This window comes from Bacillus sp. C-3-6, from assembly GCF_054509685.1.
This window is the reverse complement of record NZ_CM137247.1, coordinates 4,249,849-4,262,658: the sequence shown is the minus strand read 5'-3', so window position 1 is coordinate 4,262,658 and position 12,810 is coordinate 4,249,849. Positions and strand designations below refer to the sequence as shown.

12 protein-coding genes and 2 tRNA genes are annotated in these 12,810 nt (G+C 35.7%); 13 read left to right on the top strand and 1 reads right to left on the bottom strand.

The genetic code is table 11. The annotated features are described in order from the left end of the window. The first annotated feature begins 489 nt into the window (after positions 1–489). From ACW0JX_RS21860 to ACW0JX_RS21820, 9 genes are all read left to right on the top strand, one after another. Positions 490–1,815, top strand: a complete 1,326-nt coding sequence (locus ACW0JX_RS21860) for an MFS transporter (RefSeq protein WP_459245054.1) — start codon at positions 490–492, stop codon at positions 1,813–1,815. Between the two features lie 213 nt (positions 1,816–2,028). After that, the gene (racE, locus tag ACW0JX_RS21855; protein WP_459245053.1) at positions 2,029–2,838 is read left to right on the top strand and encodes a glutamate racemase; all 810 of its coding nucleotides are present in this window, start codon (positions 2,029–2,031) and stop codon (positions 2,836–2,838) included. 183 nt (positions 2,839–3,021) lie between these two features. Further along, positions 3,022–4,071, top strand: a complete 1,050-nt coding sequence (gerM, locus tag ACW0JX_RS21850; protein ID WP_001126743.1) for a spore germination protein GerM — start codon at positions 3,022–3,024, stop codon at positions 4,069–4,071. A 131-nt stretch (positions 4,072–4,202) separates the two neighbouring features. Then, a complete protein-coding gene (gene rph / locus ACW0JX_RS21845) occupies positions 4,203–4,940 on the top strand; it encodes a ribonuclease PH (protein WP_001261762.1) in 738 nt (245 codons plus the stop codon). A gap of 11 nt (positions 4,941–4,951) precedes the next feature. Beyond that, a complete protein-coding gene (locus ACW0JX_RS21840) occupies positions 4,952–5,560 on the top strand; it encodes an XTP/dITP diphosphatase (RefSeq protein ID WP_000815949.1) in 609 nt (202 codons plus the stop codon). 13 nt (positions 5,561–5,573) lie between these two features. Next, positions 5,574–6,077 (top strand): metallophosphoesterase, encoded by a 504-nt coding sequence (locus ACW0JX_RS21835; protein WP_000645488.1) that lies wholly within the window; start codon positions 5,574–5,576, stop codon positions 6,075–6,077. Positions 6,078–6,185: 108 nt separating this feature from the next. Beyond that, positions 6,186–6,259 (top strand) — tRNA-Gly (locus ACW0JX_RS21830). Position 6,260: 1 nt separating this feature from the next. After that, positions 6,261–6,334: transfer RNA gene (locus ACW0JX_RS21825), tRNA-Arg, on the top strand. A gap of 424 nt (positions 6,335–6,758) precedes the next feature. Continuing rightward, entirely contained in the window at positions 6,759–6,959 is a 201-nt protein-coding gene (locus ACW0JX_RS21820) for a hypothetical protein (protein ID WP_000124460.1), read from the top strand. 84 nt (positions 6,960–7,043) lie between these two features. On the opposite strand, the gene ACW0JX_RS21815 is transcribed toward ACW0JX_RS21820, so the two are convergent. Continuing rightward, positions 7,044–7,658, bottom strand: a complete 615-nt coding sequence (locus tag ACW0JX_RS21815) for a PH domain-containing protein (protein ID WP_000473869.1) — start codon at positions 7,656–7,658, stop codon at positions 7,044–7,046. Positions 7,659–8,176: 518 nt separating this feature from the next. On the opposite strand from ACW0JX_RS21815, the gene ACW0JX_RS21810 reads away from it, so the two are divergent. The 4 genes from ACW0JX_RS21810 (at position 8,177) to clpX (ending at position 12,732) form a co-directional block, all read left to right on the top strand. Continuing rightward, a complete protein-coding gene (locus ACW0JX_RS21810) occupies positions 8,177–8,425 on the top strand; it encodes a hypothetical protein (protein ID WP_001983650.1) in 249 nt (82 codons plus the stop codon). Positions 8,426–8,622: 197 nt separating this feature from the next. Continuing rightward, positions 8,623–9,621 carry a hypothetical protein gene (locus tag ACW0JX_RS21805; RefSeq protein WP_000358255.1) on the top strand — a complete coding sequence of 333 codons (999 nt, stop codon included), beginning with the start codon at positions 8,623–8,625 and terminating at the stop codon, positions 9,619–9,621. 309 nt (positions 9,622–9,930) lie between these two features. Beyond that, a complete protein-coding gene (tig, locus tag ACW0JX_RS21800; protein ID WP_000105215.1) occupies positions 9,931–11,208 on the top strand; it encodes a trigger factor in 1,278 nt (425 codons plus the stop codon). 264 nt (positions 11,209–11,472) lie between these two features. Then, positions 11,473–12,732, top strand: coding sequence for an ATP-dependent protease ATP-binding subunit ClpX (clpX, locus tag ACW0JX_RS21795; protein WP_000472289.1), 1,260 nt, complete (start codon positions 11,473–11,475; stop codon positions 12,730–12,732). Positions 12,733–12,810 lie beyond the last annotated feature (78 nt).

The following is a 12,810-nucleotide window of genomic DNA, read 5'->3' as shown; positions in this document are numbered from 1 at the left end:
TTAAGTTAAAAAATGTAAATTTGAATAATCATGCCAGTCCTCCTTATATCGGCTTCGAAATTAGTGTATAATAACTTTTGAACAAAGTAAACTAAAAAGACTGAATTAGTTTACTTTGTATATTTTTCGTTGACAAACTGTAATGCTGAAACTATGATAGTTCCATGAATATCGAACAACATACGTGTTTCGTTTCGAATTCAATTTACCCCGCATTAACGGGCAGTAAGACCCCCACCTCAAAATTCAGCGGAGGCACAGAAGTTAGGTGGGAGATCAACTGCCCGTAAAAGCCCGATTGGTGAGGGCTAATAATCAGTGGGGGATGAACAAAAACCTCACTGATTAAAGTTTCACTTTATCGCGCGATAAATTAGCGCCATTTATACATTTAATGAAGTTGTTTAGTGGTGATACAACATTTAAATAACTTCATTTTTTTATCTATAGTTTGACAGTTTTAAAATTGCAATCAGGAGAGTGTTACACATGGGGAAAGATATAAGTAACCATTCGAAATGGTTTGTTTTTACATTATGTTTTATTGTTTTGTTAGGACCGATGAACGCTGTGTTATTTAATGTAGCGCTAGAGGATATTGCCAATGATTTATCAATTAGTCAATCGAAAGTAAGTTGGGTTGTAGTAGGGTATTCTTTAGTCGTCGGTATCGGTTCGATGATATATGGAAAACTGGCTGATCGTTACAGTGTAAAAAGGCTATTAATTATTTCTATTATCATATTTGTAGCGGGTTCTATTGTTGGGTTTTTGAATCAATCTTATGAGATTATCATTTTCGCAAGGTTAGTGCAGGCGAGCGGAGGAGCAGCGTTTATTGCGCTTAGTATGATTGCGGTGGCGAAATTAGTTGCTCCAGCTAAAAAACCGGGTGCGTTAGCAATGATTAGTTCTTCTATTGCATTAGCGGTTGGTATTGGACCTTTAGTTGGTGGGGCAATTACAAATACGTTAGGGTGGCCGTATTTATTTTTATTTATGGTTATTTCAATGGTTGGTATTTTCTTGCTCGTAAAATTTATGCCAGAAGAGGTGCAACATACCGATGAAGTGTTTCACTTTGATTTCATTGGAGCAGTTTTATTATTTGTATTGATTACGACCGTTTTATTAGGAGTGAATAGTAATAGTTGGCTTTTTGTGTTATCTGTTGCTTTCCTATTTTTATTCAAGGCTCATATGAAGAGAGCAGAGTCGCCGTTTATTGATATTGAGTTGTTTACAAATAAACCATTACTGCGTTTAATAGCGGTCGGATTTATCATTAATGTGGCGTTATGTGCTAGTTTATTATTATTACCATTACTGTTAGGAAGAGGGCACGGATTGTCTCCGTTCGTTATTGGAATTGTATTGTTTGTTGCATCTCTCTTTGGTATTGTATCTAGTTTTATTACCGGAAAGATTATTCCTGCGTTTGGGAATGTGAGGATGATGTATGTAGCGTCTGTAGTTATGATCATTGGCTTTTTAATTTTAGGGATTATTCCAGACGGGAACTTACTCTTTATTTTATTTGCGGTTATTTTAACATTTATGAGTTATTCGGCAATTCAAGTATCATTAAACACATTTATTCCGAAAACATTAAATCCAGCTAAAGTTGGAGTCGGCCTTGGTTTATATAATTTAATTAACTTTTTCGGTATGGCATTCGGACCAGCTGTAGCGAGCAAAATTATGGAATCTACAAATAGTTATCGATTGAATTTTATTTTGATCGTCATTTTAATTTCTGTTCATTTCGTCTTATTAATGGGAATGTCTTCTTTTCAAAAAAAGATGGATCAATGAATATGCACTTTATATAGAAGAAACCGACTTTCTTATAGAAGGTCGGTTATTTTTCTATCTTGCAAATTATGAAAAAAAGGAGCAAAATAAAAAAGGTCCTAGTCTATACATGGGCAAATGAAAATTTTCATACAGAAGCATTTGAAGTGAGCGAACTTAAAGTGTGTAAAATATAATGATAAACATAAAAGATGATGAATGAGAAAACGGGTGATGAAGTTGAATAGAGCAATCGGTGTTATCGATTCAGGAGTTGGCGGTTTAACAGTAGCGAAGGAATTAATTCGTCAGTTGCCGAAAGAGCGTATCATATATTTAGGAGATACAGCACGTTGTCCTTATGGTCCACGTTCTCGAGAAGAAGTACGTCAATTTACGTGGGAAATGACGGAGCATTTACTAGATTTAAATATTAAAATGTTAGTTATTGCGTGTAATACAGCAACTGCAGTTGTATTAGAAGAGATGCAAAAACAATTACCAATTCCAGTAGTAGGAGTTATTCACCCAGGATCACGTACAGCTTTAAAAGTGACAAACACGTATCACGTTGGGATTATTGGAACGATTGGAACGGTGAAAAGTGGTGCATACGAAGAGGCGTTAAAGTCTATTAATAACCGTGTTATGGTAGAAAGTTTAGCTTGTCCACCTTTCGTTGAACTTGTAGAGAGTGGGAATTTCGAAAGTGAAATGGCGTATGAAGTTGTAAGAGAAACGCTGCAACCACTGAAAAGTACCGATATTGATACACTTATATTAGGGTGTACACACTATCCAATTTTAGGACCTGTTATTAAAAAAGTAATGGGAAATAAAGTAAAACTAATTAGTTCTGGTGATGAAACAGCACGTGAAGTAAGTACAATCTTATATCATAGTAAAATGTTGAATGAAGGAGAAGAACAAAGCGATCATCTCTTCTTAACAACAGGAAAAATAGGCTTGTTTAAAGAAATTGCATCAAAATGGTTCGGTCAACCGATTGAAAATGTGAAGCATATTCATTTAGAAAAAGAATAATAGTAGAATTCATATAAGTGAGCTCCTGAGAAATCAGGAGTTTTTTGTTTTATCTTGCTATTTGCTGGGCAGTTAGACCCTCCACTGATTAAAGTTTCACTTTATAAGAGGCACAGCTTGTTCTAAAATGTGAAACGGCTCGTATACATAATAGTACAAACTTAGATTTTAGGGGGGAATGGCATGCCTAAATCCACTTTTAAATGGGTTGTTGGTGCTACTGTGAGCGCTGTTTTACTAACAGGGTGTGGCTTTATAAATCAGGAGAAAGCAACTGAACAAATTGATCCGCCAAAACAAGTTACGTATACAGAGGGTGGGAAGAAAGAAGTAGCTAAAAAAGATAAGCAAGGGCAAATGGTAAATAGAGAACTATACCTTGTTGATAAAAATGGTTATGTTGTACCACAAACGTTAGCTATACCTACTCCGAAAGCAAATGAGACTGTGAAGCAAACGTTAGAATACCTTGTGAAAGATGGACCGGTAACGAATTTATTACCGAATGGGTTTCGTGCAGTCATTCCGGCGAATACAACGATGACTTTAGATTTGAAAAAGGACGGGACGGCAGTTATTGATTTCTCTAAAGAAATGAAAAACTATGCGAAAGAAGAAGAGCGTCAAATCATTGAATCTATAGCGTGGACGTTGACGCAATTTACAGAGATAAAACAAGTGCAGTTCCAAATAAATGGTGAGAAATTGGCGAAGATGCCGGTTGCTGGTACACCGCTTGGTGAAGGAGTGAGCCGTGCAAATGGTATTAACTTCGATGATGAACAAGTAGCAGATGTAACGAATACAAAACCAGTCACACTATATTTCATGGCGCAAAATAATAATAAACAGCAATACTACGTACCAGTCACACGCCGCGTTGCGGAAGGAAAAGAAAATGATTATGCAGCAATTATAGATGAACTTGTAAAAGGTCCGATTCATCAATCGCTCCTGAATGATTTTAATCCAGGCGTTAAGCTTATTACGAATCCGAAATTACAAGATGGAAATCTTACATTAAACTTTAATGAAAATATATTTGTAAACCCAGATAAAAATATGATCTCAAATTACGTATTGAAGTCGTTAGTTTTATCTTTAACAGAAAAGAAAGGTGTGAAAAATATTTCTATTGAAGTGAATGGAAAAGCAAATCTTATAGATGAAAAGGGCGGAAAGTTAATAAAACCTGTAGATCGTCCAGAAAACGTGAATACAGGTAGTTTTTAATCTTGAATAATTTGATATACTTAAGTAAGAAAGGAGAATTGCTTTTTGGGTTCTCCTTCTTTTATTGTATACATATCATACATTTAAATTTGGCTATACTAACGAGTAGTAATTAAGAGGAGGTTATTTTTATGCGAGTAGATGGTAGAGAGAAAACAGAATTACGCCATATACATATTCACACGAATTATTTAAAACATCCAGAGGGATCTGTATTAATTGAAGTTGGGGATACAAAGGTGATTTGCTCAGCAACAATTGAAGAGCGTGTACCACCGTTTATGCGTGGAGAAGGAAAAGGATGGGTAACAGCTGAATACGCGATGATTCCGCGTGCAACAGAACAACGTACAATTAGGGAGTCAAGCAAAGGGAAAGTAACAGGACGTACAATGGAAATTCAACGTCTAATTGGACGAGCATTACGTGCGGTAGTTGATTTAGAAGCGCTTGGCGAGAGAACAGTTTGGATTGACTGTGATGTTATCCAAGCAGATGGTGGAACGAGAACAGCTTCTATTACAGGTGCATATGTAGCGATGGTATTAGCTTTCGAGAAATTATTACAAGCAGAAAAAGTATCTAAAATTCCAGTAAAAGATTATTTAGCAGCAACGTCAGTAGGAATTGTTGAAGAGCAAGGTGTTGTTTTAGATTTAAACTATGCAGAAGATTCTAAAGCAGACGTTGATATGAACGTAATTATGACTGGAAAAGGTCAATTTGTTGAAGTACAAGGAACTGGAGAAGAAGCGACGTTTAGTAGAGCGCAGTTAAATGAACTACTTGATGCTGCGGAAAAAGGCATTTTCCAACTGATTGATATACAAAAAGAAGCTTTAGGTGACATCGTATCTCATATAGAGTAGAGGTGGAAAGTATGAAACAAGTTGTTGTAGCGACAAAAAATATGGGAAAAGTACGTGAGTTTGCTGAGTTATTTGAGCGATTTGATTTAGAAGTGAAATCATTACACGATTTTCCTCATATTGAAGAAGTCGAAGAAACTGGTGAAACATTTGAAGAAAATGCGATCTTAAAAGCGGATAGTTTGAGTAGACAGTTGAATTCTATCGTAATTGCGGATGATTCGGGTCTTATTGTAGATGCTTTAAATGGAAAACCAGGAGTGTATTCAGCGCGTTTTGCTGGTGAACCGAAAAATGACCAAGCAAATATCGATAAAGTGTTACAAGAATTAAATGGCGTTGACTTTGAAAAGCGTAAAGCTCGTTTCTATTGTGCATTAGCAGTTGCTTTCCCTGAAGGTGATAAAAAGCCTGTCATTGTAAATGGGACATGTGAAGGATTTATCTTAGAACAACGCCGCGGAGAAAATGGCTTTGGATACGATCCGATTTTTTATGTGGAAGAATACAAAAAAGCAATGGCGGAATTAAGTTCAGATGAAAAAAATGCTATTAGCCATCGTGGCCGTGCTCTTCGTAAGTTAGAAGAAAAAATCCCGGAATGGTTTTTAGGAGAATAAGGGAGAGAGAATGATGAAAGCTTTAATCGTAAGCGATAGTCATAGCTCTGTGAAGGAATTACAGCAGTTGAAAGAGAAATATGAAGGGAAAGTAGATATCATGATTCATTGCGGTGATTCAGAGCTAACGCCTGCTCATGAAGAACTGCAAGGTTTCCATGTTGTAAAAGGAAACTGTGATTATGCTAACTTTCAAGATGAAATTGTAACTGATGTAGATGGAATTCGCTTCTTAGTAGTGCATGGACATCGCCATAATGTGAAAATGACATTACAAACGCTAGCGTACCATGCTGAAGAAGTGGGAGCGCAAGTTGCATGCTTCGGACATTCTCACGTATTAGGTGCGGAATTAATCGAGGGCGTTTTATTTATTAATCCAGGCAGTATTTTATTACCACGTCAGCGTGTAGAAAAGACATTTGCTTTATTAGAAATGGATGAAAATCAAATGGAAGTTCGTTTTGAAACGTTAGACGGACAACTAGTTGAACAAGCAGTTTTTAAAAGAGGATAAGAAAATTTATCCTCTTTTAAAAAAGGTGTTGACTTTATGTGTGGTTATACATATAATAAATATTGTCGATAGGGCAACGGCGCTAACGAAGAAAAGAAAATAACATATGCGGGTGTAGTTTAGTGGTAAAACAAGAGCCTTCCAAGCTCTGGTCGAGAGTTCGATTCTCTTCACCCGCTCCATGTCCCAGTAGCTCAGCCGGATAGAGCATACGCCTTCTAAGCGTACGGTCGGGAGTTCGAATCTCTCCTGGGACGCTAAAAAAACCTTGTTATCTTTTGATAACAAGGTTTTTTGTTTGTCTATAAATTGATGTATGTGCAAGAGGTTTAAAAATATTATAACGGGATATATGATAATGAGTATATGCAACAGATTAAAGTGCATTAAAAAGAGCGCTTAAAAACGCTCTTTGCTAGTCAGTTATATTATTTGTTTGTTCAGGCTCATCAAATGGTTTATGCACGTATTGAAAACCATATCCAGATTCTCTTAATTGTTTATTTACAATATTATCAAACTCTTTACCATTCTAGTACGATTGAGCAGCAGTTATCGGAACTTATCCCCGGCAGTGTGTTACAATTAATAGAAGCGGAAAACGAGAATCTCCAATTGACTGGACCTGTGATTGGTTAGAGGGTTTAAGAAGGTCGTATAAAAAAGGGAGATGGCGCAAAGATGGCGAGATCAAATGAGAATGATTTAACGGAGAAATTGGCAGAAGGTCATCGGAAATATGGTGATGGCAATTTTACAGTACAGAACATCGGTGATGAAACTAACCCGAATTGGACTGTTGTAAAAAATGTGAGGAAGGGATCGGCAGGCATTCGCGAGGGCGAAGATATATTAAGACTGCGATCAAAATATATAAAATAGTACGGAAATGGCCGGAGCGGGAGTTCTCATCTCTCCTAGGACGCTAAAAAAACCTTGTTATCTTTTGATAACAAGGTTTTTTGTTTAATTATTAATAAACTTCTCAAATACAAAACCATAATCTTTCACATTATATTGTTTCTTCGTATCAACAAGCCAGTTAAAGGCAATCTCGTTCATTTCTTTAAATTGCTCTGCTAGATTTACTTGTGCGTTTGAAATACGGCTAAAGGCATTAGATGCCATATCTAAACTTTTATGTGCATATTGTAATGTAATATCGTTGTCGTATGAAATTTCTTCGATTTTAAGTAAAGCCTTATATAAATCTTTTAATTCTTCAATATGTTTTTTATGAACATCAATTGAGTAATGTTCATCGCCCATTTGAAACTTAATTTCTACATCTAAATCAATCGTTCCTGCAGTTTCAAGTGCTACGTTTTTAATTTGATATTTGCTATAACTAAAGCGGCGTAGTGTACGTTTTTTACTTGTTGCGCTTGTACCGTCTAAGTGAATTAACCCTTTGTTTGTGAAGCAATATTCATCTGATTTGGATTTAATTAGAAAGTAAATTTTCTCCCCATCTTCATGCATCACATAATCATCAGCATCAACCTTATCATAGTCTTTCGGCGTAATGACAGAACCTACATCGCTTAGTCCTAATACATCTGCGGCCATTTTTTTAAACATATATAATCCCCCTTGTAAATTAAATTCTTAATTGTACAAAAATATATTAACACGATTTTCACCCGTTGTTTTCTTGTAATACGAAAATATCTGAAGGTAAGTTAAGAAAAGTAACGAATAATTATTTTGATTCTAAATTATTTAGTAAATCTATTAGTTTAAGAGTCGATTCACCGAAAAATAACTAAGAGAAAAAGTTAATTTTGCAAGTGATTATAGAGAAATTCCGTGAAAGCACCTCAAGCGATATGAGGTGTTTTTCAATCTCTTTTTGGAATCTTACAATTCTGTAAGGTAACTGTAAGGTAGTTCGATGGTAAGAAATTGCTAATCTTTTATAATGAAGATAACAACGATAAAACGAGGAGGCAGAAATGATGAAAGGATTAGTTGTAACGGGCTTAACGGTTGCTTTTGGATTTGTAGCGTATGAGAAATTAACGTATGTAGTTGATGTTGTGAAACATTTGATCGCTTAGAGAAAACAGCCATGAGAGGGAAAGGGAATGAGTGAATGAATGGAATGGTTATTTGGAATTATAGGTACTTGTAGTGTAGTGTTATTGTTCTTTGTCCCAAGTGGTATACTTAGTTCGACAACAAGTTTGTTCTTCTTAAGTTTGTTTGCTTGTACGATGCTTATTATTATGTTTTTAATGAAGCGAAGTAAACCAATCTTCTATTTTAGCATGATTGTTATGGCAATTATTGTTCTCCAAATTATTACCCTTGTAATATACCCCACAATTATAAAAGCTTTCCATTAATGATGAATCCTCTGTGCTTGTTGCTGGGGATTTTTATTTGTACAATTTTAATTTTTAGTAGAAATTTATTCGTATTGGAATGTAAAAATTAAATATTTTTATATTTCAAAAAAATGGTTTAGGGATGTTGTGTTCTCATTACGCATTTGATATATTTACTTTGAACATAATTAAAATCAAGAAAAAGAGGCGGACGTATGGATAAAAAAGAAAATACGGTCGTATTGTTTCCACAACTATCAGAGCGCTATATTGATGAAGGTTTTTTAGCGCTGAAAGAGCGGGAATTCGAAGATGCATTGCGTTGCTTTGAAATATTACGTCAGTATAATGCGGAAACGGAACAAACGGAATTAGCTTCAGTTATTTGTTTACTCGAATTAAAACGTATGGAAGAAGCGAAAGACAAATGTGAACAGTTGCTTAAAACAGGAGTTGTCTTATTTGGTGATATTCTTGAAACGTACGTAACTATTTTAGTTCAAACAAATGATTATGAAGGTGTTATTGAAACTGTTGAAAAGGTTTTACAAACGAAAGATATAATGCCTGATCAAAAGGAAAAATTAGCGCAGCTTGCTTTATTTGCAGAAGGTATGCTAAATGAGGGAGACGCATCGCTAGTGGATTCAAATTTTGAATTGGATGAGTTTACTAATGAAATTTTTGGAGAAAACTTTGGACAGAAGCTAAGAGCGATTCAGCGACTTTCGTTAAAAGACTTAGATCTTGCATTACCTGTTTTAAAGAAATTTTTAATAGACGAAGAGCAGCACCCCTATTTGAAAACTTCTATTTTGTATAAAATGATAGAAAGTCAGGTAGAAGAAGAAATAGAGGTAGAAAAGTTTGGAAATACGATTAAGGTGATTCCAGCATTTACAGGTCATAATGAGGAGCAATCCAATAACATTATACATAAATTATCAAGCCGATTAGAGCAAAATTATCCCGATATATTTGAAGCAATGGTTACATATTGGAAAGAGTTGCAAATTAGCGTTTTCCCATTCGCTCTATTAATGGATAAAGAAGAGATTTGGTCAGCTGTTTTAGAGAGAATTGGAAGAAAGCGTTTCGGATTGGCTATAGATGAAGAAGAGCTTATGGCAGCATATAATATCGAATTGGAAGAGTTTCATATTGCCTATCAATGGTTATTACGTGTTGAAAGAGAAGGATATTTGCCCGTATAATTATGAAAAAGAATCGTTCAGTTCTTGAAACGAGCATATTCTATGTTATAATGTAAGGGTTGCAAAAGGCAGAAATCTGCCTGTTTGTAAGAGAAGAGAAGTGTAATTCTCTTACTTAATATGTTTCATATTATTCTCGAACAAAATATACCGTAGTTGTCTTCTGGGCAATTAGTAGATTGGAACATTATATCTGAAAGCTTTTGCTAGAGGATTATTTGTGTATTTGTTATTTCAAAAAAGAGATAATGAAGATTTTAATCTATAGAGGTATGTGCATACATTATTATAGTTGGAGGGAAAGAATAAATGTCTACAAAATGGGAAAAATTAGAAGGTAACGTTGGCGTTTTAACAATCGAAGTTGATGCTAAAGAAGTAAACAACTCTATCGACGCTGCGTTCAAAAAAGTAGTAAAAACAATTAACGTACCAGGTTTCCGTAAAGGAAAAATGCCTCGTCCATTATTCGAACAACGCTTTGGTATTGAATCTTTATACCAAGATGCTTTAGATATCATTTTACCAAAAGCATACGGTGAAGCGATCGAAGAAGCTGGTATCTTCCCAGTTGATCATCCTGAAATCGACATCGAGAAGTTCGAAAAAAATGCTAACCTTATCTTCACTGCAAAAGTTACAGTGAAACCTGAAGTTAAATTAGGTGAGTACAAAGGTTTAGCAGTAGAAAAAGTTGAAACAACTGTAACTGACGAAGATGTAGAGAACGAATTAAAATCTTTACAAGAGCGTCAAGCTGAACTAGTTGTTAAAGAAGAAGGAACTGTTGAAAACGGTGATACAGCTGTAATCGACTTCGAAGGTTTCGTTGATGGCGAAGCATTTGAAGGCGGAAAAGGCGAAAACTACTCTCTAGCAATCGGTTCTGGTACATTTATCCCAGGTTTCGAAGAGCAAGTAATCGGTCTTAAATCTGGTGAGTCTAAAGACGTTGAAGTATCATTCCCAGAAGAGTACCATGCTGCTGAATTAGCTGGCAAACCAGCAACATTCAAAGTAACAATTCACGAAATCAAAACAAAAGAACTTCCTGAGTTAAACGACGAGTTCGCTAAAGAAGCAGACGAAGCGGTTGCAACTCTTGATGAATTAAAAGCAAAACTTCGCACAAACTTAGAAGAAGGCAAAAAGCACGAAGCTGAGCACAAAGTACGTGACGAAGTAGTAGAATTAGCTGCTGCTAACGCTGAAATCGAAATTCCAGAAGCTATGATCAACACTGAGTTAGATCGTATGGTTCGTGAATTCGAGCAACGTTTAAGCCAACAAGGTATGAACCTTGAGCTTTACTACCAATTCACAGGTACTGACGCTGACAAATTAAAAGAGCAAATGAAAGAAGATGCACAAAAACGTGTAAGAATCAATCTTGTTCTTGAAGCTATCATTGAAGCTGAAAACATCGAAGTTACTGAAGAAGAAGTAACTGCAGAAGTTGAAAAAATGGCTGAAATGTACGGTATGCCAGTAGACGCTATCAAGCAAGCTCTTGGAAGCGTAGACGCTTTAGCTGAAGATCTTAAAGTGCGTAAAGCTGTAGACTTCTTAGTAGAAAACGCTGCATAATAAAATAACAAGGCACGATTTTAATCGTGCCTTGTTTTATAAATATAGAAATATATTTATAAAACTTTTCGATGGAGAAGGAAAAGTTCCTTTACAAGTCGAATATACATATTTCAAAAGTTTTAAAATTTTTTTATTTGTACATAACTAGTCATATTATTTGTATTTCTCGCCACGTAGTGACATAATATGTATTTACATACGATACATTTATCGTGTACATACGAAGGCAAGAGGTTAGCACTTTGTAAGGGGTGTGAAAATATGTTTAAATTTAATGATGAAAAAGGGCAATTAAAATGTTCTTTCTGTGGTAAAACACAAACGCAAGTTCGAAAGTTAGTGGCAGGTCCAGGTGTTTACATTTGTGACGAGTGTATCGAACTTTGTACTGAAATTGTACAAGAGGAGCTTGCGAAGGACGAAGAAGTAGAATTCAAAGATGTACCGAAACCGGTAGAAATTCGTGAAATCTTAGATGAGTATGTCATCGGGCAAGATAGCGCGAAAAAAGCACTAGCGGTAGCGGTATATAACCATTACAAACGCATTAATTCTAACAGCAAAATTGATGATGTAGAATTAGCGAAGAGTAATATCGCACTTATCGGGCCAACAGGTAGTGGTAAAACATTACTTGCACAAACGTTAGCGCGTATTCTAAATGTTCCATTTGCAATCGCGGACGCAACATCTTTAACAGAAGCTGGATATGTTGGGGAAGATGTAGAAAATATCTTACTAAAATTAATTCAAGCGGCTGATTATGATGTAGAGAAAGCGGAAAAAGGAATCATTTATATTGATGAGATTGATAAAGTGGCACGTAAGTCCGAAAATCCATCAATTACACGTGATGTATCTGGTGAAGGTGTGCAGCAGGCACTTCTGAAAATTTTAGAAGGTACTGTAGCAAGCGTTCCACCTCAAGGTGGTCGTAAGCATCCGCACCAAGAGTTTATTCAAATTGATACAACGAACATCTTATTCATTTGTGGTGGAGCGTTTGATGGCATTGAGCCGATTATTAAACGTCGCCTTGGTGAGAAAGTAATTGGATTTGGTTCTGAGAAGAAAAATGCTGATGTAAATGAGAAGCATGTTTTATCTCACGTATTACCAGAGGATCTTTTAAGATTTGGTTTAATTCCAGAGTTTATCGGTCGTCTTCCAGTTATTGCGAACCTAGAGCCACTTGATGAAGATGCTCTTGTTGATATTTTAACGAAACCGAAAAATGCACTTGTTAAGCAATTCCAAAAACTATTGGAGCTTGACGATGTTGAGTTAGAGTTTGAAGAAGGTGCACTAATCGAAATTGCGAAAAAAGCAATTGAACGTAAAACGGGTGCTCGTGGACTTCGTTCTATTATTGAAGGCTTAATGCTTGATGTAATGTTCGAACTTCCATCTCGTAAAGATATCGAGAAGTGTATTCTTACAAAAGAAACAGTAGCTGATAATGAACCGCCAAAATTGGTGTTACAAGACGGTACTGTACTTGATACAAAAACATCTGCATAATGCGAAAGGGAAACAGCAATTTTTATAATTGCTGTTTTTCTTTATGTTTAGCTACGTTCCTCCGCGGAAATACTAAGA

Excerpts from the sequence above, each read along its gene's own strand:
- ACW0JX_RS21860 (WP_459245054.1), top strand. The coding sequence starts at position 490 with ATGGGGAAAGATATAAGTAACCATTCGAAATGGTTTGTTTTTACATTA.
- racE (WP_459245053.1), top strand. The coding sequence starts at position 2,029 with ATGAAGTTGAATAGAGCAATCGGTGTTATCGATTCAGGAGTTGGCGGT.
- gerM (WP_001126743.1), top strand. The coding sequence starts at position 3,022 with ATGCCTAAATCCACTTTTAAATGGGTTGTTGGTGCTACTGTGAGCGCT.
- rph (WP_001261762.1), top strand. The coding sequence starts at position 4,203 with ATGCGAGTAGATGGTAGAGAGAAAACAGAATTACGCCATATACATATT.
- ACW0JX_RS21840 (WP_000815949.1), top strand. The coding sequence starts at position 4,952 with ATGAAACAAGTTGTTGTAGCGACAAAAAATATGGGAAAAGTACGTGAG.
- ACW0JX_RS21835 (WP_000645488.1), top strand. The coding sequence starts at position 5,574 with ATGAAAGCTTTAATCGTAAGCGATAGTCATAGCTCTGTGAAGGAATTA.
- ACW0JX_RS21820 (WP_000124460.1), top strand. The coding sequence starts at position 6,759 with ATGGCGAGATCAAATGAGAATGATTTAACGGAGAAATTGGCAGAAGGT.
- ACW0JX_RS21815 (WP_000473869.1), bottom strand. The coding sequence starts at position 7,658 with ATGTTTAAAAAAATGGCCGCAGATGTATTAGGACTAAGCGATGTAGGT.
- ACW0JX_RS21810 (WP_001983650.1), top strand. The coding sequence starts at position 8,177 with ATGGAATGGTTATTTGGAATTATAGGTACTTGTAGTGTAGTGTTATTG.
- ACW0JX_RS21805 (WP_000358255.1), top strand. The coding sequence starts at position 8,623 with ATGGATAAAAAAGAAAATACGGTCGTATTGTTTCCACAACTATCAGAG.
- tig (WP_000105215.1), top strand. The coding sequence starts at position 9,931 with ATGTCTACAAAATGGGAAAAATTAGAAGGTAACGTTGGCGTTTTAACA.
- clpX (WP_000472289.1), top strand. The coding sequence starts at position 11,473 with ATGTTTAAATTTAATGATGAAAAAGGGCAATTAAAATGTTCTTTCTGT.